General features: G+C 72.9%; 25 protein-coding genes. 13 read left to right on the top strand and 12 right to left on the bottom strand.

Features of this window, described 5'->3' with window-relative positions; translation table 11 throughout:
• Position 1: 1 nt before the first annotated feature.
• Entirely contained in the window at positions 2-1,585 is a 1,584-nt protein-coding gene (locus KBX43_RS21285; RefSeq protein ID WP_069089363.1) for a DUF262 domain-containing protein, read from the bottom strand.
• A gap of 131 nt (positions 1,586-1,716) precedes the next feature.
• A complete protein-coding gene (locus KBX43_RS32135) occupies positions 1,717-3,075 on the bottom strand; it encodes a DUF2716 domain-containing protein (protein ID WP_113971744.1) in 1,359 nt (452 codons plus the stop codon).
• Between the two features lie 92 nt (positions 3,076-3,167).
• On the opposite strand from KBX43_RS32135, the gene KBX43_RS21275 reads away from it, so the two are divergent.
• Both KBX43_RS21275 and KBX43_RS21270 read left to right on the top strand, forming a co-directional pair.
• Positions 3,168-3,752 carry an HhH-GPD-type base excision DNA repair protein gene (locus tag KBX43_RS21275; protein ID WP_043325693.1) on the top strand — a complete coding sequence of 195 codons (585 nt, stop codon included), beginning with the start codon at positions 3,168-3,170 and terminating at the stop codon, positions 3,750-3,752.
• A 72-nt stretch (positions 3,753-3,824) separates the two neighbouring features.
• Positions 3,825-5,057: a low temperature requirement protein A gene (locus KBX43_RS21270; protein ID WP_210886808.1), complete on the top strand. Its 1,233-nt coding sequence runs from the start codon at positions 3,825-3,827 to the stop codon at positions 5,055-5,057.
• A gap of 4 nt (positions 5,058-5,061) precedes the next feature.
• On the opposite strand, the gene KBX43_RS21265 is transcribed toward KBX43_RS21270, so the two are convergent.
• On the bottom strand, positions 5,062-5,373 hold the full coding sequence (locus KBX43_RS21265) for a hypothetical protein (protein WP_030502972.1): 312 nt from the start codon (positions 5,371-5,373) through the stop codon (positions 5,062-5,064).
• Positions 5,363-5,674 carry a hypothetical protein gene (locus KBX43_RS21260; RefSeq protein ID WP_043325691.1) on the bottom strand — a complete coding sequence of 104 codons (312 nt, stop codon included), beginning with the start codon at positions 5,672-5,674 and terminating at the stop codon, positions 5,363-5,365. The genes KBX43_RS21265 and KBX43_RS21260 overlap by 11 nt, the downstream gene beginning before the upstream one ends.
• Before the next feature lie 107 nt (positions 5,675-5,781).
• Here KBX43_RS21260 and KBX43_RS21255 point away from each other — a divergent pair, with 107 nt between their 5' ends.
• Positions 5,782-6,138 carry a DUF3099 domain-containing protein gene (locus KBX43_RS21255; RefSeq protein WP_013284780.1) on the top strand — a complete coding sequence of 119 codons (357 nt, stop codon included), beginning with the start codon at positions 5,782-5,784 and terminating at the stop codon, positions 6,136-6,138.
• 40 nt (positions 6,139-6,178) lie between these two features.
• Here the strand turns inward: KBX43_RS21255 and KBX43_RS21250 are convergent, their stop codons facing one another.
• Together KBX43_RS21250 and KBX43_RS21245 are read right to left on the bottom strand one after the other, a co-directional pair.
• Positions 6,179-7,075, bottom strand: coding sequence for a carbohydrate kinase family protein (locus KBX43_RS21250; protein WP_064447137.1), 897 nt, complete (start codon positions 7,073-7,075; stop codon positions 6,179-6,181).
• Positions 7,072-7,998 carry a pseudouridine-5'-phosphate glycosidase gene (locus tag KBX43_RS21245; protein WP_210886805.1) on the bottom strand — a complete coding sequence of 309 codons (927 nt, stop codon included), beginning with the start codon at positions 7,996-7,998 and terminating at the stop codon, positions 7,072-7,074. Before KBX43_RS21245 ends, KBX43_RS21250 begins: the two co-directional genes overlap by 4 nt.
• 88 nt (positions 7,999-8,086) lie before the next feature.
• Between KBX43_RS21245 and KBX43_RS21240 the strand changes: the two genes are divergently transcribed.
• The 3 genes from KBX43_RS21240 to KBX43_RS21230 all read left to right on the top strand — a co-directional run bounded on the left by KBX43_RS21240 (position 8,087) and on the right by KBX43_RS21230 (position 10,909).
• Complete coding sequence (locus KBX43_RS21240) at positions 8,087-8,305, top strand: DUF3039 domain-containing protein (protein ID WP_030502976.1); 219 nt, start codon at positions 8,087-8,089, stop codon at positions 8,303-8,305.
• Between the two features lie 40 nt (positions 8,306-8,345).
• A complete protein-coding gene (locus KBX43_RS21235; RefSeq protein WP_043325688.1) occupies positions 8,346-8,996 on the top strand; it encodes a trimeric intracellular cation channel family protein in 651 nt (216 codons plus the stop codon).
• Positions 8,997-9,187: 191 nt separating this feature from the next.
• On the top strand, positions 9,188-10,909 hold the full coding sequence (locus KBX43_RS21230; protein WP_043325686.1) for a DEAD/DEAH box helicase: 1,722 nt from the start codon (positions 9,188-9,190) through the stop codon (positions 10,907-10,909).
• A 151-nt stretch (positions 10,910-11,060) separates the two neighbouring features.
• Here the strand turns inward: KBX43_RS21230 and KBX43_RS21225 are convergent, their stop codons facing one another.
• Positions 11,061-11,294 (bottom strand): hypothetical protein, encoded by a 234-nt coding sequence (locus KBX43_RS21225; protein ID WP_013284786.1) that lies wholly within the window; start codon positions 11,292-11,294, stop codon positions 11,061-11,063.
• Between the two features lie 244 nt (positions 11,295-11,538).
• Complete coding sequence (locus tag KBX43_RS21220; protein WP_064447138.1) at positions 11,539-13,143, bottom strand: RNA polymerase sigma factor; 1,605 nt, start codon at positions 13,141-13,143, stop codon at positions 11,539-11,541.
• Between the two features lie 287 nt (positions 13,144-13,430).
• Between KBX43_RS21220 and KBX43_RS21215 the strand changes: the two genes are divergently transcribed.
• Entirely contained in the window at positions 13,431-14,252 is an 822-nt protein-coding gene (locus tag KBX43_RS21215; protein WP_064447139.1) for an inositol monophosphatase family protein, read from the top strand.
• A gap of 71 nt (positions 14,253-14,323) precedes the next feature.
• Here KBX43_RS21215 and KBX43_RS21210 read toward each other — a convergent pair whose 3' ends face one another.
• Positions 14,324-14,839 carry a LytR C-terminal domain-containing protein gene (locus KBX43_RS21210; protein ID WP_181373764.1) on the bottom strand — a complete coding sequence of 172 codons (516 nt, stop codon included), beginning with the start codon at positions 14,837-14,839 and terminating at the stop codon, positions 14,324-14,326.
• 438 nt (positions 14,840-15,277) lie between these two features.
• On the opposite strand from KBX43_RS21210, the gene KBX43_RS21205 reads away from it, so the two are divergent.
• Positions 15,278-15,574 (top strand): DUF4193 domain-containing protein, encoded by a 297-nt coding sequence (locus KBX43_RS21205; RefSeq protein WP_013284790.1) that lies wholly within the window; start codon positions 15,278-15,280, stop codon positions 15,572-15,574.
• Between the two features lie 236 nt (positions 15,575-15,810).
• Positions 15,811-16,653, top strand: coding sequence for a hypothetical protein (locus KBX43_RS21200; RefSeq protein ID WP_369830126.1), 843 nt, complete (start codon positions 15,811-15,813; stop codon positions 16,651-16,653).
• A gap of 62 nt (positions 16,654-16,715) precedes the next feature.
• On the opposite strand, the gene KBX43_RS21195 is transcribed toward KBX43_RS21200, so the two are convergent.
• Positions 16,716-17,207 carry a DUF3093 domain-containing protein gene (locus KBX43_RS21195; RefSeq protein ID WP_064447141.1) on the bottom strand — a complete coding sequence of 164 codons (492 nt, stop codon included), beginning with the start codon at positions 17,205-17,207 and terminating at the stop codon, positions 16,716-16,718.
• An 85-nt stretch (positions 17,208-17,292) separates the two neighbouring features.
• On the opposite strand from KBX43_RS21195, the gene dut reads away from it, so the two are divergent.
• The 4 genes from dut to KBX43_RS21175 all read left to right on the top strand — a co-directional run bounded on the left by dut (position 17,293) and on the right by KBX43_RS21175 (position 19,669).
• Positions 17,293-17,790, top strand: coding sequence for a dUTP diphosphatase (gene dut, locus KBX43_RS21190; protein WP_030502984.1), 498 nt, complete (start codon positions 17,293-17,295; stop codon positions 17,788-17,790).
• Positions 17,791-17,815: 25 nt separating this feature from the next.
• A complete protein-coding gene (locus KBX43_RS21185) occupies positions 17,816-18,439 on the top strand; it encodes a DUF3710 domain-containing protein (RefSeq protein WP_043325677.1) in 624 nt (207 codons plus the stop codon).
• A gap of 172 nt (positions 18,440-18,611) precedes the next feature.
• Complete coding sequence (locus KBX43_RS21180) at positions 18,612-18,992, top strand: OB-fold nucleic acid binding domain-containing protein (protein WP_043325675.1); 381 nt, start codon at positions 18,612-18,614, stop codon at positions 18,990-18,992.
• A complete protein-coding gene (locus KBX43_RS21175; RefSeq protein ID WP_043325672.1) occupies positions 18,989-19,669 on the top strand; it encodes a DUF3159 domain-containing protein in 681 nt (226 codons plus the stop codon). The genes KBX43_RS21180 and KBX43_RS21175 overlap by 4 nt, the downstream gene beginning before the upstream one ends.
• A gap of 7 nt (positions 19,670-19,676) precedes the next feature.
• Here KBX43_RS21175 and KBX43_RS21170 read toward each other — a convergent pair whose 3' ends face one another.
• Positions 19,677-20,360, bottom strand: coding sequence for a TrkA family potassium uptake protein (locus KBX43_RS21170; RefSeq protein WP_043325670.1), 684 nt, complete (start codon positions 20,358-20,360; stop codon positions 19,677-19,679).
• Positions 20,361-20,363: 3 nt separating this feature from the next.
• Positions 20,364-21,029, bottom strand: a complete 666-nt coding sequence (locus KBX43_RS21165; protein ID WP_043325668.1) for a TrkA family potassium uptake protein — start codon at positions 21,027-21,029, stop codon at positions 20,364-20,366.
• Between the last annotated feature and the right edge of the window lie 150 nt (positions 21,030-21,179).

The raw sequence follows: 21,179 nt of genomic DNA, 5'->3' as shown, positions 1-21,179 counted from the left end.
GTCAGGCGACCGGTCGGAGAATGTCAGCCATCGCGCGGCCGTCCCGCGCGCCCCACTCGGCCATGCGGTTGACGTGCTCGGTGATGGTCCGCTCGCACGACCTGCCGCGTAGCTCGAGGAAGGCTGGCCAGTCTTCGCGCGCCAATCGTTCCTGCGCTTGCTCGTCGATCAGGTGGCTGGCGGCGACGGCCGGTTCAGCCGACGCGAGGAGCTGCGGTGACGGGCGTTCCCCGGGCGGCAGGATGAACCGGTTGGCGATCGTTCCGCCAGCGTGTCCACTGACGGCCAGGAGTGGTCTCAACGGGCTCCCTTGGTCGAGCAGGCGGCTGACGTCCAGAATCTCGCCCCGGAACGGGTCGCGAGGTTCGGCAGAGAGCAACCCGAGCGTGTTGAGCTTCGCCATCGCGTGATTGAAGTGGACCTTGTCCAGTTCCGCGACGAAATCCGGGAACTGCTGCACCTGCCGCAGCAGGTTCGTTGCCGCAGCTTGCGCGGTGGAGGTGCCGACCGCCTCGACCTGGCTGCGGATGTCCGCGACGCTCACTGCGCGGGCCCGCGTTCCAGCGACCGCGCTCCGCCAGACCCAGCGTCGAAGCAGAGTCGCCGGCCGGCCGGCCGGTACGCCGTGCAAGCGGATGAAACGGACCAGGATCGGCAGCACGTGGGAGTAGGGCAGCAGCCTGATGTGTGGGATGCCGCAGGTACCGCGGAGGAATTCGACGGCCTCACGCAGTCGTGCGGCGACCTCGCGCAGCGTCTCGCCCGGGTCGTCTCGCGGCCCGAACTCCTGGCGGAAGTCCTCCCGGAAGATGTCTCCACCTCGGTACGCCAGGACGCAGCGGAGGGTCAACCGATCGTCAAGCGCGCCGAATCCCAGGACGGCGGGAACCTGACCCAGTTCGTGCAGGCTGCTCAACTCGTCGCCGACGGCGCCGGCATGCAGAGCCTGGAAGACCTCGGACTTGGTCAGGCGTTTGCCGGTCGAGTTCATCCGCGTGAAGATCTCGAGCAGCGCGTGCTCATCGGCGGAGTGCACCACGTAGGTCGGGATCTGGTACTCGCGGATCGCTTTGGCGGCTTGGTCGGCCAGCGCTAGCTGACTCTCTGACAGCCACGAGTTGTCGCGCATCCAGCGGAGCAGGACCGCGGTGTCGAGCAGGAAGCTGACGGGCACCCAGGTACGTGGGGGCCGTTGACGGGTGCCGGCGGTGTGAAATTCGCCGGTGTCGAGATCGAGGTGGATGCGAAATCGTGGATCGACAGCTTGGTCAGCCATGGTCAGCGCGCCGACGATGGACACGATGCGCTGCTGCCCGTCCACCACCCAGAGGGCGGCGGTTACCTCGGGAGCCTCGATGTCGAGCGGCCCCACCTGGAGCCGCTGGGCCGGTGCGGGGCGTTGCCAGAGAAGCAGATTCCCGATTGGAAATCCGCGCAACAGACTGTCGAAGAGCCGGACGATGTCCGATCCCTCCCACTTGAAGGAGCGCTGAAAGGGGGGAATCCGCACCAGCCCTGCCGTGACGTCCCGGACCAGATCTTCGGGCGTGCGGTACTCGACGCGGGGCCTCTCCAGACTCGGCACGGCAACCTCCGTTGGGACGACGCACCGAGGGTAACCGTTCTGCTCCTCGCGGCTTGTTCAGGCACTCGATGTCTCCTGTCGGAGAGTCGGCACCCACGACCGCCGACCAGAGCGGCAACCCAGGGAGACGTTCACGGGCCGCTGACGCTGTGCCCGTCCGGGCCGAAACTCCAGATGTTGCCCACGGGACGGCCCCCACGGCGGAGAACGGTTCCGAGCAGGGCGGTGAGGTCGGCCTCGACCTCGGCGAGCAGATCACCGCCGAAGACGCAGAGCGATTGGCCCCACGGGTCGCCGAACGTGCCCAGCCGCAGGTCGGCTGTGGTGAAAAGGCGGTGGTCGCCGCGGTCCGGGAAGGCGCAGCGCGGCGTAGGCGGTTGCCCCGGCCCGCCGGTCCGTCGCGGGTCGAAGTGGTATCCCTGGACGAACGGATGAAGGGCATACACGCGCTCGCCGGGGCGAACGGTGGCCCGCAGGCCGCGCTGGACGATCGACTCCAGTGCCGCGATGCCTGCCTCGTCCTCCTCGATCGCGGCGAGGTGCCAGGCCACCGACTCCGGCGGCTCCACCAGCCGAGGATGAGCCTGCGTCGCGGCCGAGAACTCCCACTGAGAGGCGAAGCGCCCCCAGATCTCATCCCCCTGCGGATCGTCGAAGACCAGCACCACCGGACGCTCCCGCGCCGGCGGGTTCGGGGGAGACCAGTGGTAGGAACGGACCGTCGTCACATCATGGAAGCCCACGCCGAGAAGCATCGCCCGGAGATCACCGGTGGCCTCCGCGACAACGTATCGCCATCGGCAGCCATCCGGCGGACGAGAATCCCCCGGGTGCCGGGTACGCAGGTCGATCCAGGCCCGCCAACCGGGCAGGAATGCGGGCTCAGGCAAGGTCATGCCGCCGATGGAGACGAACTCGGTGCCGTCGACGAGGATGGCCCAGCCGGCTGCCAGAGCCCATCCGTCGAGTTCTCGCACCGCCAGGTTTCGGCACCAGCCGATGGCGTCGCCGTCCGCCTCCGACTGCGCCAGCGTCGTCCGGTGCGGGCCGGAGGCCGCAGCCATCGCCTGTACCCGCGCCAGCAGTGGGTGCTCCCCGAACGTGACCTCCCGGACGCGCTGTCCGACGGGAAGCGGAAACGGTGCGGAGGGCAGGGAGTCGATCGGAGCCACCAGCACGTGACGTTCCCAGCCGGGGGTGAATCGGGCGGCGACGAGGTGCTCGGCGAGCTGCGGTGGATCGTACGCGTGGACCTTCCACTCGACCGGCTCGCCGCTTGCGGCGAAGGCTTCTTGCTGCCGCCGGATCAGGGCGCCCAGCCCGGCCCCGGGCAGGTCACGGTGGTCCACCGTGCCGTGGGTGCCGAAATGCGCCCGTACGACGGGTCCGTCCTGCTCGAAGACGACTCCGAGTGGGCCGAGGGCCGGCGGTGTCCAGGCCCGCAACTGAGTGTCGTAGGCGGCGAGCAACTCATCGGCCACGGACGGCACCGGCTGTTCCCCCGTTCCCGTACTGGATCCGTAAGTATTCCTCCTGTGTGCCGTACGCGTGTCCCCGTCGTCGGCCGATGCGGGGTGACAGCATGTTCGCCATGACGCTGTCACTGCCCATCGACCCGCAGGCCAACGAACTTCTGGCGCGCAGCCCGCTGGCCCTGCTCCTCGGCATGGTGCTGGACCAGCAGGTGCCGATGGAGAAGGCGTTCTCCTCCCCGTACGTGCTGGCGCAGCGGCTCGGCCACGAGCCGGACGCCGCGGAACTGGCCGGGTACGACCCAGAGGCGCTGGTGGAGCTCTTCGCCCGGCCGCCGGCGCTGCATCGCTTCCCGAAGGCGATGGCGGCCCGCGTGCAGGAGGTGTGCCGGATGCTCGTCGAGCGCTACGACGGCGACCCGGCCCGGCTCTGGTCGGATGTGGCCGACGGGCGGGAGCTGCTGCGCCGGGTCGGCGAGCTGCCCGGGTTCGGCCGGCAGAAGGCGCAGATCTTCGTCGCGCTGCTCGGGAAGCGGTTCGGGGTCACCCCGGACGGCTGGCGCGAGGCGGCCGGTGACTACGGCGACGCGGACGCCCACCGGTCGGTGGCGGACGTGACCGATCCGGAGTCGCTGCGCCGGGTACGCGAGTTCAAGCAGCGGATGAAGGCGGAGGCGAAGGCCGCGAAGGGCTGATCCGCCGCCCGCCGCCGCAACCGGCCCGCCGCCCCTGTCGTTTGTTGCCAGGACGGGGGACGGGGGCGGACGATGACCGAGCAGCGGGGCGGGGCGCTGCTGCGTACCGCGTCCAGCCCCGGCCGGGCCACCTTCCTGGAGCTCTTCTTCGACCTGGTCTTCGTGTTCGCGCTGACCCGGGTCTCGCAGCGCCTGATCGACGGGCTCGACGGCTCGGCCGGTGCGGTGGCCGCCGACGTGGGCAAGACCCTGCTGCTGTTCCTGGTGCTCTGGCAGGTCTGGACCCTCACCACCTGGGTGACCAGCCGGTACGAGCCGGAGCGCACGGTCATCCAGGTCGTGGTGGTCGGCACCATGTTCGGCAGCCTGGTGCTGGGGGTGACGCTGCCCCGGGCGCTGGAGGAACGGGCGCTGCCGTTCGCGCTCGCGTACGTCGCGGTGATGGTCGGCCGGCCGCTGCTGATCGCGGTGGCGCTGCGGGGGCATCCGCGCCGCATGGTCCCGCTGCGGCTGGCCGCCTGGGCGGGATTCAGCGCCCCGCTCTGGCTCGCCGGCGCGCTGATGCCCGGCCCGCGCCTGGCGCTGTGGGTCGTCGCGCTGGCGGTGGACCATCTCGGCACGCTCCTGGGCTGGCCGCTGCCCCGGCTCGGGGCCTCGCGGGTCCGGCAGTGGCTCGTCGCCGGGGAGCACCTCGCCGAGCGCTACCAGCAGATCTTCCTCATCGCGCTCGGCGAGTCGATCCTGGTGATCGGCGTGACCTACAGCGGCAAGGAGTTCTCCGGCGACGCCGCGGTGGCGTTCGCGATCTCGTTCGTGATCACGGCGTTGCTCTGGCGGATCTACTTCTACCGGGCCGGTCACCTGCTCGCGCAGGCGCTGCGGACGGCCGGCACGCCGGGACGGCTGGCCGAGTCGGCGGCGCAGACCCACCTGTTCATGGTGCTCGGGGTGATCGGCGCGGCGGTCGGCTACGAGTTGGTCATCGCCCACCCGTACGACACGGCCCGGCCCGACTGGCTGGTCTTCGTGGTGGGCGGTCCGGCGCTGTTCCTGGCCGCCCGCTCCCGGTTCGAGTACGAGATCTTCGGCCGGGTGTCCCGCCCCCGGCTGGCCGGGCTGCTGGCCCTGGTGCTGCTCCTGCCCGCGCTGGTGGCCGTGCCGGCGATGTACGCGCTCGGCGCGGTGGCCGTCCTGCTGGCGCTCGTCGCGTTCGCCGACGCCCGCCGGGCCTGGCACCGGCCGCCGGAGTCCTCCGCCTCGCCGATCGGGCGGGAGGCGCTCGGCGAGGGTGGCCCCGAGGCGTGAGTTGTCAGGCGGCGGTCGGGCGGGACAGCGAGGCCAGCGCGCGGCGTACGTCGGCCAGCGAGACGGTGGCCGAGTCGTCCAGGTCGGCCAGGCCGGCCTCGATCCACTGCCGCATCAGCGTGGTCACGCCGATGCCGCGCGCGTCGGCGGCGGCGCGGACCCGCTCGTACGTCTCCAGCGGCAGCCGGACCGACCGGCTGACCATCGGCACGTCGGTGTCGGGGGTGGGCAGTTGGGCCGGTGACGTGTCGTCGATCAGGTCGGCGAACGTGTCGCCCCCGGCGTGGAACCGCTTGGTCGCCTCGTCACGGTGCATCGTGACCGCCTCCTCGTCGGCGTGAGTTCCGCACCGCCTCGTCGTAGCGCTTGGCCTCGACGTCGCTCAGTTCGCGGGCGGAGAGGATGTCCCAGTCGTTGTCGGTGCCGTCGGCCTCGGCCAGCAGCACGGCGAGTCGCCGGCCGCGGTGCTCGGTGGCGTAGACCACCATCACGTCGTCACCGAGGTGCCGGATGACCCGGTGCCTGCTGTGCAGGGCCTCCCAGACTTCCCCGGGTGTGACGTCGTAGACCCGCAGGTTCGCCAGCGCCTCGTCGGTGAAGCTGAACCGGTTGGCCACGGATCGAAGCGTACCACCCACGTAACACGCGACCGCTCGTCACGAATTTCGCCGATCATCCGTCCGGAGTGACAGGATGGGCCGTATCCCCTCGTAGGAGGTCCGTGGTGAAGCGTCAGGCGTACCAGCCGATCCTGATCACCGACGCCCCGCGCAGCCAGGACGACCAGCTCAACAGCCGGCAGAAGCGTTACGTGCTGATGATGGCCATCCGGGTCGCGTGTCTGGTGGCGGGCGCGATCCTGGTCGGCGCGAAGGCACCGCTGCTCTGGCTCTGGCTGCCGCTGTGCGCGCTCGGCATGGTGCTCGTGCCCTGGCTCGCCGTGCTGCTCGCCAACGACCGGCCGCCCAAGGAGGAGCACCGGCTGGCGAACCGGTTCCAGAACCGGCGCCGCGAGGAGCCCGCGCCCACCGCCCTCACCGCCGAGGAGAACCCGCACAAGATCATCGACGCCGAGCCCTGACCGGCCCGGGCGGAGCACCCGCCCGGACCGGCCACCGCCGTCAGGGCGCCGGGCGGGCGCCCACCGTCGTCACGGCGAGCGCGCCCAGGTCACCGGCGCGGGCCAGCGCGGCACGCGGGTCGGCGCCGGCCAGCCACGCGGTGAGCAGCCCGGCCGCGAACGCGTCCCCGGCTCCGGTCACGTCCACCACGTCCACCCCGGGTGCCGGCGCGAACTCCACCACACCGCCGCGCTCCACCCACACCGCGCCCGCCGCGCCGCGCTTGACCACCACCCGGTGCGCCACCGCGGTCAGCGCCCGCGCCTGCGCCGCCGGGTCCAGCCCGCCGGCCAGCACCGTCGCCTCGTCCGTGTTGACCAGCAGCAGGTCGACGTCGCGTACCCAGGTCAGGAACGCCCCGCCGACGCGCCGCAGCGGCGCCGCGGACGCCGCGTCGACGCTGACGGTCAGCCCGCGCTCGCGGGCCGTGGCCAGCGCGCGCAGGCCGGCGCCGCGCGACCCGACGTCCAACAGGGTGTACGCGGACAGGTGCAGATGCCCGGCGTCGGGCGCGGCGGCCAGCGCCGCGTCCACGTGCGCGGCGGTCAGCCGCAGGTTCGCGCCCCGCTGACTGATCATCGTGCGCTCCCCGTCGTGGGCGAGCACGATGACGGTGCCGGTCGGGTAGCCCTCGTGCCGCTCCACCGCGCAGTCCACACCGATGCGGGTCAGCTCGGCCACCCGTTCCCGGCCGGTCTCGTCGTCGCCGACGGCGGCGACCAGCGTCACCGCCGCGCCCTGCCCGGCGAGCCAGGCCGCGGTGTTCGCCGCCTGCCCGCCGCCGCTGAACCGGATCCCGGCCGCGGTGTCCGAGCCGGTCGCGAGCGGCCCGGACAGCACCGCGAGCACGTCGGTGATCACGTCGCCGACGACGACGATGCGCGGCGTGGCGCTCATGGGGCGCGACGGGTCGCCGCGGCGACCGCGATCCGGGCCGCGAGGTCGGCGTTGCGCAGGATGATCCGGACGTTCACCGCCAGGCTGGCGCCCTCGGTCGCCGAGTGGAAGTGCGACAGCAGGAACGGGGTGACCGCCTTGCCGGTGATCCCCTCGCGGGCCAGCGCGGTCAGCCCTTCGGCGAGCGTCCGGTCGTGCAGCGCCGGGTCGAGCTGCTCGTCGGTGGGCAGCGGGTTGGCCACCACCAGGCCGCCGTGGTGCACGCCGTGCGCCGCGCGGGCGGCCAGCACGTCCGCCACCTGCTCCGGCGACTCGACCGACCAGTCCAGGTCGAAGCCGGCGTCGGTGAGGTAGAAGCCGGGGAAGCGGCGGGTGCGGTAGCCGACCACGCCCACCCCGAGCGTCTCCAGCCGCTCCAGCGTGGCGCCCACGTCGAGGATCGACTTCACCCCGGCGCAGACCACCGCGATCGGGGTCCGGGCCAGCGTGACCAGGTCCGCCGACTCGTCGAACGTCTGCGCCGCCTCCCGGTGCACGCCGCCGAGCCCGCCGGTGGCGAACACGCCGATCCCGGCCGCCGCCGCGACCGCGCTGGTGGCCGCGACGGTGGTGGCGCCGTCCGCGCCGGTGGCCGCCGCCGGGGCCAGGTCGCGGACCGAGAGCTTGCTCACGCCGTCGACGGTGGCGAGGCGGGTGAGCTGGGCGTCGTCCAGCCCCACCCGCAACTCGCCGGCGACCATGCCGATGGTGGCCGGCACCGCGCCCGCGTCCCGTACCGCCTGCTCGATCTCGCGCGCCACGCGCAGGTTGTCCGGCCGGGGCAGCCCGTGCGAGACGATCGTGCTCTCCAACGCCACGACCGGGCGGCCGTCGCGCAGGGCGTCGGCCACCTCACTACCGAGACTGATGTGAAAGTTGGTCACGTCGGCTACCGTACGGCCCGCTCCCGCCCGGGGCCCAGGTGGACCAGGACGGACCGACCTGGAAAACTGGAACGCCGGAGGTGGAGTCGTGAGCACAGAGGTTCTCGAGCGTCCCGAGCTGAAGGACGCGGACACTGGTCCGGAGATGTTCCACTACGTCCGTAAGGAGAAGATCGCTGAGAGTGCCGTCATGGGCACCTTCGTGGTCGCGCTCTGCGGCGAGACGTTCCCGGTCACCAAGGCGGCCAAGCCCGGCTCGCCGGTGTGCCCGAAGTGCAAGGAGATCTACGACTCGTACGCCGAGTGACAGCGGGCGGCTCCGCCGCCCCTCGACGTAACCTGCGGCGGTGACCACCTCCACCGCCCTGCTTGTCGCCGACCTCACCGGCGTGGCGGTCTTCGCCGCCTCCGGCGCCTCCGCGGCGGTGGCGAAACGGCTCGACCTGTTCGGCGTCGTCTTCGTCGGCGTGGTCGCCGCGCTCGGCGGAGGAATCTTCCGTGACCTGGCGATCGACGAGGTGCCCCCGCTGGCGTTCGCCGACTGGCGGTACGCCGCCACCGCGTCCGTCACCGCCGCCGCCGTCTTCTGGCTTCACCCGCAGCTCGCCCGGCTGCGCACCACGGTGCTGGTGCTCGACGCCGCCGGCCTCGGCCTGTTCACCGTCATCGGCACGCTCAAGGCCCTCGACGCCGCCGTGCCCCCGGTCGGCGCCTGCATGATCGGCATGCTCACCGCGATCGGTGGCGGGCTGGGCCGCGACCTGCTCACCGGCGAGATCCCGGTGGTGCTGCGCCGGGAGATCTACGCCCTCGCCGCGCTCGCCGGCGCGGTCACCGTGGCGCTGCTGTCGGCGTCCGGACAGGCGACCGCCGTGCCGCTCACCGCCGCCGCCCTGCTCGTGTTCGGGCTGCGCCTGATCGCGCTGCGCCGACGCTGGTCCGCGCCGGTGGCGACGCTGCGGCCGCCGCGCACCGGCACCCGGGGACCACTGCCCTGACCCGCTTCCCACCGGGGTGGGCGGATGTGACAGGCGTGGCGTCGAGTGGGGCGTACGGCCCGCGCTGGTTATGCTGAGTCCGCCTTCGCGGCACCGGATGCGCGAGGGCGTTTTCATGGGCGGCGGCTCCCGTGGCCCCGGTCGGGCCCGCCGCCGTCCGCGGCGGAGAGGAGCTACGCGTGCCACCGCGGATGCCGGCGCTCGACACGTTCCCGCCCCTGCGCGCCTGGCAACGCAAGGCGCTCGTGGAATACCTGCGCCGCCGGACCGAGGACTTCACCGCGGTCGCCACGCCCGGCGCCGGTAAGACCACGTTCGCGCTGCGCATCGCCGCCGAGCTGCTCGCCGACGGCACCGTCGAGGCGGTCACCGTGGTCGCGCCGACCGAGCACCTGAAGACCCAGTGGGCGCAGGCCGCCGCCCGGGTCGGCATCCAGCTCGACGCCGCGTTCCGCAACGCCGACCTGCACTCCGCCGCCGACTTCCACGGCGCGGTGGTCACGTACGCGCAGGTGGGCATGGCGCCGCAGGTGCACCGGCGGCGCACCATGACCCGACGCACGCTGGTCATCCTCGACGAGATCCACCATGCCGGCGACTCGCGTACCTGGGGCGACGGCGTCAAGGCGGCCTTCGAGCCCGCGGTACGCCGGCTGATGCTCACCGGCACGCCGTTCCGCTCCGACGACAATCCGATCCCGTTCGTCAGCTACGAGCGCGGCGGCGACGGGCTGCTGCGCTCCCGCGCCGACTCGGTCTACGGCTACTCCGACGCGCTGCGCGAGGGCGTGGTCCGGCCGGTGCTGTTCCTGGCGTACTCGGGGGAGACCCGGTGGCGCACCAACGCCGGTGAGGAACTGGCGGCCCGCCTCGGCGAGCCGATGACGCAGGACCTGATCGCCCAGGCGTGGCGTACCGCGCTGGACCCGGCCGGCGACTGGATGCCGCAGGTGCTGCGCGCCGCCGACGCCCGGCTCAGCGTGCTGCGCGACAACGGCATGCCCGACGCGGGCGGCCTGGTCATCGCCAGCGACCAGCAGGTGGCACGCGCGTACGCGAAGCTGCTGGAGCAGGTGACCGGTGAGAAGGCCGCCGTGGTGCTCTCCGACGACCAGGGCGCGTCCGCGCGGATCGCGACGTTCGCCGCCTCGCAGCAACGGTGGCTGGTAGCGGTGCGGATGGTGTCCGAGGGCGTCGACATCCCCCGGCTCGCGGTCGGCGTGTACGCGACCAGCGCCAGCACCCCGCTGTACTTCGCGCAGGCGATCGGCCGGTTCGTCCGGGCCCGCCGCCCCGGCGAGACCGCGTCGGTGTTCCTGCCCAGCGTGCCGCACCTGCTGGGACTGGCGAGCGAGATGGAGGCCGAGCGGGACCACGTGCTCGGCAAGCCGAAGGACCGCGAGGGCTTCGACGACGACCTGTTGGAGCGCGCCCAGCGCGACGACGGCGCCAGCGGCGAGCTGGAGAAGCGCTTCGCCGCGCTCTCCGCGACCGCCGAGCTGGACCAGGTCATCTTCGACGGCGCGTCGTTCGGCACCGCCGCCCAGGCCGGTACGCCGGAGGAGGAGGAATATCTCGGCCTGCCCGGTCTGCTCACCGCCGACCAGGTCTCGCTGCTGCTGACCAAGCGGCAGGCCGAGCAGCTCGCCGCGCAGAAGCGCCGGGCCGCCCAGCGGACCGCTGAGCCGGCCGCTGCGGCCCCGGCGGCGGCGCCCCCACCGATGAGTGCCGCCCAGCGCCGGGTGGCGCTACGGCGGCAGCTGAACGCTCTGGTGGCCGCCCGGCACCACCACACCGGCCAGCCGCACGGCAAGATCCACGCCGAGCTGCGCCGGATCTGCGGCGGCCCACCCAGCGCGCAGGCGACGATCGAGCAGCTCGAAGAGCGCATCGCCACCGTGCAGACCCTGTAAGGAAGGGCCCCCTGTTAACGCCTCCGGTAGAGCAGGGGCCCCTTCTTAACACCGGGCAGCGCAGGCGGCACCGGCACGAAAAACCGGCCGGAGGCGACCCGTGTGGGTGCCTCCGGCCGGTTATGTCGTGATGTGGATTTCCTGTCGGACCTCAGTTCGCCATGAGATCGGCGCCACGCCAGCTGAACTCCGGGTCCGACGCGTAGCGCACGGTGATCTTCACGAGATCCTCCGCGTACTTGTTCGCGTGGTGCCCACAGAACACCAGCTCACTCCCACCCGCCAGAGTGATCCGGAGCTTGCCGGCAGCATTGCAGCGGTCGCACCGTTCATCGGCGGCCGGGGGGCTCACCGTCTCGGGCGGCGGCGTGAGGGTCGGGGTCATCGCCTTCCTCCTCTGGTCGTCACCGATGAACACTCTCTTCGGTTGCTCACCTATCGTGCAACACCCATCTCGGGCCCTGCCTTCCCTGTGTGCCCGCGGGGGACCGAGGTCACACATGGCGTGGGGGACAGTGTGCCGTGCACCAAGGGTGCCACGTCAACGATCACAAACAGGCAACCGATCGATCACTGATGAGTGTTCTACGGCTGGTGATCAAACCGGCACGAATTGTTGACGTACGCGGTCAGTCCAGGTAGTCGCGGAGCACCTGGGAACGCGAGGGGTGCCGCAACTTGGACATGGTCTTCGATTCGATCTGCCGGATGCGTTCCCGGGTCACGCCGTACACCTGGCCGATCTCGTCCAGGGTGCGCGGCTGACCGTCGGTGAGGCCGAAGCGCAGGCGCACCACGCCCGCCTCACGCTCGGACAGCGTCTGGAGGACCTGCTGGAGCTGGTCCTGCAGCAGCGAGAACGACACCGCGTCGACGGCGACGACCGCCTCGGAGTCCTCGATGAAGTCGCCGAGCTGGCTGTCACCCTCGTCACCGATGGTCTGGTCGAGCGAGATGGGCTCCCGGGCGTACTGCTGGATCTCCAGCACCTTCTCCGGTGTGATGTCCATCTCCTTGGCCAGCTCCTCCGGGGTGGGCTCGCGGCCCAGGTCCTGGAGCAGCTCGCGCTGGATCCGGCCGAGCTTGTTGATCACCTCGACCATGTGCACGGGGATGCGGATGGTGCGGGCCTGGTCGGCCATGGCGCGGGTGATGGCCTGGCGGATCCACCAGGTGGCGTAGGTGGAGAACTTGTAGCCCTTGGTGTAGTCGAACTTCTCGACGGCGCGGATGAGGCCGAGGTTGCCTTCCTGGATGAGGTCGAGGAAGGCCATGCCGCGCCCGGTGTAGCGCTTGGCCAGCGAGACCACCAGGCGGAGGTTGGCCTCCAGCAGGTGGTTCTTGGCGCGCTCGCCGTCCCGGGAGATCCACATCAGGTCGCGCTGCAGGTCGCGGACCAGCTTCTCCTCGCCCTCGTCGGCGGCGCGCAGCCGCTCGGCGGCGTAGAGGCCGGCCTCGATCCGCTTGGCCAGCTCGACCTCCTGCTCGGCGTTGAGCAGCGGAACCTTGCCGATCTGCTTGAGGTACGCCCGCACGGAGTCGGCGGAGGCGGTCAGCTCGGCGTCCCGGCGCGCCTGCTTGAGCGCCTCGGACTCCTCGTCGTCCCACTCGAAGTCGTTGTCGGTGGCGGAGCTGGCCGCGTCGGCCTCGGCGGCCTGGGTCAGCTCGGCCGGCTCCTCGACCACCACGTCCTCGATCTCGGCGGCCAGCTCCTCCGGGTCGATCTCGCCGTCGGGGCCCTCCGCCTTGCCGCCGGCCTTCCCCGGCTTCGCCGCGGCGGTCTTGGCGGCCACCGTGGCCTTGGTGGCGCGGGTCGCCTTGGTGGCCTTCGCCGGGGCGGCGGCCTTGGCGACGTCGGCCGTGGTGGCCTTGCGCGCGGTCGCCTTCCGGGGGGCCGGGGCGGCGGGCGCCTCCTCGGCGGCCGGCGCCTGCTTCGGGGCGGGCGCGGCGGCCTTCTTCGTGGTCTTGGCGGTGGTCGCGCGGGAGGCCGGGGTGGCGGACCGGGCGGCGGCGACGCGGCGGCGGGTGCTCGCCGAGCCGTCCACCACCACCGTCACGCCCGCCTCGGAGAGCGCGCGGAGGATCTTCTTGGCCTGGGCCGGGGTCACCTCAGCGGACTCGACGGTGCGCGCGAGCTGGGCCGACGTGAGCTGACCGCCGGCGCTCTGCGCGTGGGCGATCAGGGTGTCGGTGAGCGAGCGAACGTCGGCGCCGGTCTGGCGGGGATCTGTCACGAAGACCTTCCGGAGGCGAAAAGAGCGAGCACGGCCGGGTCGTCCGGCGCAGCATGGGACGGCCGTGCCGGGCGAGTCGTTGAGGACCCCCGTGTCCCGGGCCGTCCGGTCGCTGGCGGTCCGTGGCGCGTGGGCAGGGTGAATTGTAACGCCGTCTGCCGCGATCATCCCGCGCCGCACGGCGGACCGGCGGTCCGGGACCGCCGAATCGGCGCAGATGTGGACTTTGTAAGGATGATACCCGCGCACGGGTGGGCCGGTCCCGATCGTGCGGGAAGGGGACAAACATGATCACCGCGACGCCTACGGCGCGGGAGTTGCTCACGATCGCGGTCGAGGTGGCCCGGGAGGCCGCCGCCACCGCGTACCGGATGCGGGTCGAGGGTGTCTCGGTGGCCGCGACGAAGAGCACGGTGACCGACGTGGTCACCGCCGCCGACCGGGCGGTGGAGCGGCAGGTGCTGGCCGCGCTGGGGCAGCGGCGGCCGGGCGACGCGGTGCTGGGCGAGGAGTACGGCGCGGGGGAGACCGGCCCCGCCGGCGCCGACGGGGTGCGCTGGATCCTCGACCCGATCGACGGCACCGTCAACTACCTGTACGGGCTGCCCTACTGCGCGGTCTCGCTGGCCGCTGAGGTGGCCGGCGAGGTGGTCGCCGGGGTGGTCCGCAACGTCGTCACCGGCGAGGAGTGGACCGCGACGCTCGGCGGCGGCGCCTGGCGCGACGGGCAGCGGCTGAGCGGCTCGACCGCGACCGATCTCGGCCAGGCGCTCGTGGCCACCGGCTTCGGCTACGACGCCGGCCGCCGGGCCCACCAGGCGCGGGTGGTGACGGAGCTGATCCCGCACATCCGGGACATCCGCCGGATGGGCGCCGCCGCGCTCGACCTCTGCCTGGCCGCCGAGGGGCGGGTGGATGCGTACTACGAGAAGGGCCTGGCCGACTGGGACCTGGCCGCCGGCGGGCTGGTCGCCCGGGAGGCCGGGCTGCTGGTGACCGGCCTGTCCGGCCGCCCGGCCGGACCGGACCTGGTGCTCGCCGCGCCGCCAGCGCTGCACGGGCCGCTGCACGCCCGGCTGGTCGACCTGGACGCCTCCGGCGGGCCGTGACCTGACCCGCACACGCGACAGGGCGGCCCTCCCGGAGGAGGACCGCCCTGCGTCGTCGGGCCGCCGGCCGCCTACTTCTCGACCGGCTTCGGGCAGGTCTCCGGCGGCGCCTGCGGGGCGCCCAGGTCGCCGAGCGACTGGTTGACCTCGGTGGTGGTGGCGAGCTGCTGGAACTGGTTGCCCAGGACCACGTCGACCACGTCGTCCTTGCGGTTCGCGTCGAACTTCTGGCTGGCCTCGTTCAGGAAGTACGCGCGCAGCAGGTGCGCCGACCCCACGGCGTTGGGCCCGAACCGCAACTCGGCCACGCCGTCGAACGCCTTCTTCTCGTTGCCGACCTTCTTGACCTGGAACTTGCGGTTGCGGAAGTCGTCCGCGACGCTGCCGGCCCGGCCGGCCTCGTCGGTGGCGTTGTAGACGTTGATCTTGACGTCCTTCTGCTCCCGCAGCCGCAGGTCGACCAGCGGCCAGCCGTCCGGGCAGGCGGCCGCCGTACCGGCTGTGCCCTGACTGTCCTTCAACACGGCGACGACCACGACGACCAGGGCGACGACCGCCAGCAGTCCGACGACAACGAGTGCCCGCACTCGCGCAAAACTCATCCTGGGCGCTCCCCGGACAGTGATTGGGTGGTGGCGGGCGACGCGGTCGGGCCGCGACCGGTCGGCCGTCCAGTACGCCGCTGAGGTTAACCGTTGTCCGGCTCAGGCGTGGAAACAGTCCGACATACCGGCGCGCCACGCGGTGAACCGGTAGGACTACCCCTATCTTCGTGTCGCCTGAGTCACATTGGGAACAACTTCGGGCGCCGAGGCGTACATCTCCCCCGCGAGGGCGGTATACATGCCTCGCCCACAGGGGGGTAAGGTTCCGCGCTCACCGGGGGCATTTCGCACCGGCGAGCCCGGCCCACCGCTCGTCGGGTCGGGTGCCCGACAGAGATGGTGGCCGGTCAGGGGAACCGAAACGGCGTCGTCCGGCGTTACAACCGGCAGCGACAATATCGATATTGGAGAGTGAAACCGATGGCCACCGACTACGACGCCCCGCGTCGCGACGAGGTCGACCTCGGCGAGGACAGCCTCGAAGAGCTCAAGGCCCGGCGGGTCGACTCACAGTCGGGCGCCGTGGACGTCGACGAGGCCGAGGTGGCCGAGAGCTTCGAGCTGCCCGGCGCCGACCTGGCCGACGAGGAGCTCACGGTCAAGGTCCTTCCGATGCAGCAGGACGAGTTCCGGTGCGCCCGCTGCTTCCTGGTCCACCACCGCAGCCAGCTGGCGGTCGAGCGCAACGGCGACCTGATCTGCCGCGAGTGCGTCTGATCCCGACCGGGGACACCGGCGGCGGCCTCCTCGACGGGGCCGCCGCTGTTCGAGCCGCCGCCGTGCGCCGGTGGCCGGTTGCTGCTTGACTCGTTACGGGCGGCTGCCACGCCGCGCGGAGCAAGGAGGGCGGACGGGTGAGCGAGCGCAGCGAGGGGACCGGCGCCGACCGGAGCCCGGCTCCAGCGGCGAGACCGGCACCGACCGGGCCGGATGCGACACCGACCGGCTCCGCCGTGCCCGCACCTGGCGGCTCCACCGTGCCGCCGGCCTCCACCGAACTCGCCGCGACGGCGGCCACTACCGGCTCCGGTTCGACGTCCGGTGAGCCGGGCGCGGACGCCGGGGAACTCGGCGCGACGGTCGCCGCCCTGACCGCCGACGACATCGCCCCGGCCCGCCGGCGGCAACTGCTGACCCGGCTGGTCGGGCAGGCCCGCGCCCGGGGGATCACCGACCTGTTCAAGCCGCGGGCGGCGGTGCGCTGGATGACCGACACGGTCGCCGAGATCGCCCCGCACGTGCCGATCCGCGACCTCGCCACGCTGCGGCGGCACTTCCCCGGCCTGGACGACGACGCGCTCGCCGACCGGCTGGTCCGCAACGCGTCCCGGGCCACCGCCGGGGTCGGCGCGGCCGGCGGCGGAGTGGCAGCTGTCGAGTGGGCGGTGACGCCCACGCTGCTCTCCGCCCCCGTCCTGCTGGCCGCCGAGACGGTCGCGGTGGTGGCGATCGAGCTGAAACTCATCGGCGAGCTGCACGAGGTCCACCGGGTGCCGCTGCCGGCCGGCGGCACCGGCCGCGCGGTGTCGCTGGTGCAGTCCTGGGCCACCCAGCGCGGGGTCAACCCGATGATGCCGGGCGTCGGAGTGAGCGCGGTGCTCGGCACCGCCGCCCGCCGCGAGCTGCGGGACAGTCTGATGCGCCGATTCGGGCGCAACCTCACCACGCTCGGGCCGTTCCTGACCGGCGCCGCCGTGGCCGGCTACCTCAACCGCCGGGCCACCCGCGCGCTCGGCGAGCAACTGCGCAAGGACCTGCGGCGGACCGCCCGGGCACTGCCGGACAAGCCGTCCTGACCGGCGTCGGACCGGCCGTTCGCGGGCGGCGTCGGGTCAGGCCGCCTCGGGGCGGCGTCGGATCAGGCCGCGTCGCGGGCGGCCAGGACGGCGGCCGCCAGCTGGACCGGGTGCCGGGTGCTGACCACCCAGAACGGGGTCGGGTCCTCCGGGTCGTCCAGCACCACCTGCACGGCGCCGTCGATCCACGGACGCTGCACCACGAAGGCCAGCGGGTCGGAGCCGACGCCGAGCACCTCGCGCCGGCCGGCAGCGTCCAGCGGCACCACGTCCGCGACGTACCGCACCGGGAGGTGGGCGTCGTCCACCCGCAGCTCGCCGTCGCGCACCTCGACCCGGATCCGGCCCAGCCACCACAGGGCGGCCACCGCGGCGGGGATCAGCAGCACGAACGGCAGCCAGGCGCGGACGCCGGTCGCGCCCATCCACAGTTCGACCGCGAGCAGCGCGGCCGCGGCCAGCCCGAGCGGCCAGGCCCACCAGGGCAGGCCGAGGCGCTCCGCGTACGGCGCGGCGGTGGCCGGCGGCGCGGCCGGAGATGACGACTGACGCACACTGACGAGGGTACGGCGCGTCGCGGGCCCGGCAACCGGCAGGATGACAGGGCACCCCCGCAGGACCGGACGGAAGAGGATGACCGTGACAGACGTCGTACCCGTGCCCGTGCGACTGCTCGACCCGGAGCTGCCGCTGCCGGCGTACGCCCATCCCGGTGATGCCGGCGCGGACCTGGTGGCCGCCGCGGACGTCGAGCTGCCCCCCGGCGGCCGGGCCCTGGTGCCCACCGGCGTGTCGGTGGCGCTGCCCGACGGGTACGTCGGGCTGGTCCACCCCCGATCCGGTCTGGCGGCGAGGCTCGGCGTGACGGTTCTCAACGCGCCCGGTACGGTCGACGCCGGCTACCGGGGTGAGATCCTGGTCAACCTGATCAACCACGATCGGGACACGCCAGCCAAGATCAGCCGGGGCGACCGCATCGCGCAACTGGTGGTCCAGCGGGTCGCCCGGGCCGAGTTCCGGCCGGTGGCCGAGCTGCCCGCGTCCCGGCGTGGCACGGGCGGGCACGGGTCCACCGGTGGGCACGCCGGCCTGGTCCCGGCGCCGTCCGGCGGGCAGAGCGAAGAGGTGGCAGGGTGAGTGCGAACAGCGGAGGGTGGACGCAGTGATCTTCTCCCGGAAGCGGGCCGACGAGGCGCGTGACAATGGGGTCCTCGACGCCGAGGAGACCCCGTCGGCGCCGGACCGCGGGCCGTACGACGTCAGCGAGGCCCCCGACGCGCCCCGGCTCGACCTGGGCAGCCTCCAGATCCCGGCGGTGCCGGACGTGGAGGTGCGCGTCCAGGCCGACCCGCAGGGCGTGATCCAGCAGGTGGTGCTGGTGCACGGGCAGAGCGCGCTGCAGCTCGGCGTCTTCGCCGCGCCCCGCTCCGAGGGCATCTGGGACGAGGTGCGCGAGGAGATCCGCCAGTCGCTCGTCGCCGACGGCGCCACCGTCCAGGAGGTCGACGGGGAGCGCGGTCCCGAGCTGCGCGCCCGGGTGCGTACCCCGGACGGCCCGACCGACCTGCGCTTCGTCGGCATCGACGGCCCGCGCTGGATGGTGCGCGGCGTCTTCCAGGGCCTCGCGGCCACCGAGGCGGCCACCGCCGGGCCGCTGACGGCCTGCCTGGACGGCCTGGTGGTTGACCGCGGGCAGGAGGCCAAGCCGGTGCGCGAGCCGCTGCCGCTGCGGCTGCCCCGCGAGGTCGCCGAGCAGCAGGCCGCCGCCGAGCAGCAGGAGGTCTGATCCACACGTGCCCGGGCCCGGCGTCGAACGGCGCCGGGCCCGCGGCGTGCCGGCGTCCCGGGCGGCGGTACGCGTACCACGGCGCTCCCGCCGGCGGGCCGTGTCGGCGTACGCTGGCGGGACGGTTCCGCCACCAGCGGGGCCCCGCTGTGGAGAGGGTGACGCGGAGGTCATGACGACCGACGAGAGCCGGGGGTCGCTGCGGCGGCTCCTGCACCGGCTCACCGCCAGCGAGGCCGAGATCGAGGCGCAGGAGCTGCGCCGGGAGAGCGCCGAGTCCGGCGGCACGCCGGCCCGCCAGTGCAACAGGGGCCAGGTGGTGTCGGTGGCCGGGCGGCTGCGCACCGTCGTCTACACGCCGCGGACGAACCTGCCCACGCTGGAGGCGGACCTCTACGACGGCACCGACGTCGTCACGCTGGTCTGGCTGGGCCGTCGGCACATCGCCGGGATCGAGCCGGGCCGGCACCTGACCGCGCGCGGCCGGGTGGCGGTGCGTGACGACCGCAAGGTGATCTACAACCCGTACTACGAGCTGGAGTCGCCGAAGTGACGACCGGACAGCAGCACACCCCGTCGGGTCTCGGCCCGCAGGACGAGGAGCGGCTGCCCAGCCTCGCCGAGCAGATGGCCGACCAGCTCGGCGGATGGCGCGGGCTGGTCGAGTCGAGCATCCCGGTGGTGGTCTTCGTGGTCGCCAACGTGATCGGCGAGCTGCGCCCCGCCGTGTACGCCTCGGTAGCGGTGGCGCTGCTGATCGCCGGCCTGCGGCTGGCCCAGCGCAAGCCGGTGCGGCACGCGGTGAACGGCCTGTTCGGCGTCGGCATCGGCGCGCTGCTGGCCCTGCGTACCGGCGACGAGCGCGACTTCTACCTGCCCGGCATCCTCTACGGCATCGGCTACGGCCTGGCGCTGCTGCTCTCGGCCGCGATCCGGCAGCCGCTGGTCGGCTGGATCTGGTCGGTGCTGGTCGCCAAGGGCCGCTCCGAGTGGCGCGACGACCCCAGGCTGGTCCGCACCTTCACCCAGCTCACCGTGCTGTGGGGCGTGGTGTGGCTGGCCAAGGTCGGCGTACAGGCCGGGCTCTACCTGGCCCACCAGGACACCGCGCTGGGCGTGGCCCGGCTCGCGCTGGGCTACCCGCCGTACGCGCTGCTGCTGCTGATCACCGTCTGGGTGGTGCGCCGGGTCACCCGGGAGGGCGCGCCCACCCCGCTGCCGGGCGCCTGAGGCCGCTTCAGGAACGGTGGCGGTCCGCGCTGGCCGGGCCGAGGATCACCGCGCGCACGTCGTCCTCCACCGCGGCGGTGCAGACGAACACCAGCTCGTCGCCGGCCTCGATCGGGTCGTCCGGGGTGGGCACCAGCACCCGCTTGCCGCGCACGATCGCCACCAGCGCCGCGTCCCGGGGGATCGGCACCGCGTGGATCGCCTGCCCCACGTAGGGCGCGGTCGGCGGCAGGGTGATCTCGACCAGGTTCGCCTCGCCCTGCCGGAACGTCATCAGCCGGACCAGGTCGCCGACGGTGACCGCCTCCTCGACCAGCGCCGCCATCACGCGCGGCTTGCTGACCGCGACGTCGACGCCCCACTGCTCGGTGAACAGCCACTCGTTCTCCGCCCGGTTGACCCGGGCCACCACGCGGGGCACCGCGAACTCGGTCTTGGCCAGCAGCGACACCACGAGGTTGACCTTGTCGTCGCCGGTGGCCGCGACGACCACGTCGCACCCGGCCACGTCGGCCTCCTCCAGGCTGGCGAGCTCGCACGCGTCGGCGAGCACCCAGTCGGCGGCGGGCACCCGGTCGGGCCGCAGCATCTTCGGCTGCCGCTCGATCAGCATCACCTGGTGGCCGTTGTCGATCAGCTCCTGGGCGATCGAGCGGCCCACGTTGCCGGCGCCGGCGATGGCGATCCGCATGGCTCAGTGCCCCCCTTCCGGCGGCGCCGCCGCCACCGACGTGACCGGGCCGTTGATGTCGTCGGTCACCAGCATGAAGACCTGGTCGCCCTCCTGCACCACGGTGGAGGCGGTGGGCAGGGTGCCGATGCCGAACCGGTTCAGGTAGGCCACCCGGGCGCCGGCGGCCTGCTCCAGCTGCCGCAGCGGCCGGCCGATCCAGTCCTTGTGCACCGGCACCTCCATGATCGACACGGTGCTGGTCGGGTCGCGGAAGATCTCCACGTTGCCCTCGGGGACCAGGTGGCGCAGCATCCGGTCGGCCGTCCACCGGACGGTCGCCACGGTGGGGATGCCCAGCCGCTCGTAGACCTGCGCCCGGCGCTGGTCGTAGATGCGGGCCGCGACCCGGGACACGCCGAACGTCTCCCGCGCCAGCCGGGCCGAGATGATGTTGGAGTTGTCACCGCTGGAGACCGCCGCGAACGCGTCGGCCCGCTCGATGCCGGCCTGGCGCAGCACCTCACCGTCGAAGCCCGCGCCGGTCACCGTGATGCCGGCGAAGTCCGGCCCGAGACGGCGGAACGCGTCCGCGTCCTGGTCGATCACCGCCACCGAGTGGCCGCGCGACTCCAGGCTGTGGGCCAGGGTCGACCCGACCCGGCCGCAGCCCATGATCACCACATGCACGGTGTCCGCTCCTCCCACGGCGCCGCCCGCCGACCCGTCGCCTGCGAGCCTGCCACGTCCCTCCAGGGGACGGGGGACCGAACCGTACCGCGCGGGCGCGCAGGCCGGAGATCGACCACCCCCGCGCCCGGCACCAGGTGGTCGTACGCT

This window comes from Micromonospora sp. C41, from assembly GCF_018070485.1.
In the GTDB taxonomy this organism is placed as follows: domain Bacteria; phylum Actinomycetota; class Actinomycetes; order Mycobacteriales; family Micromonosporaceae; genus Micromonospora; species Micromonospora chalcea.
The sequence above is the reverse complement of the archived record's forward strand: the minus strand, read 5'-3'. Positions and strand labels throughout refer to the sequence as shown.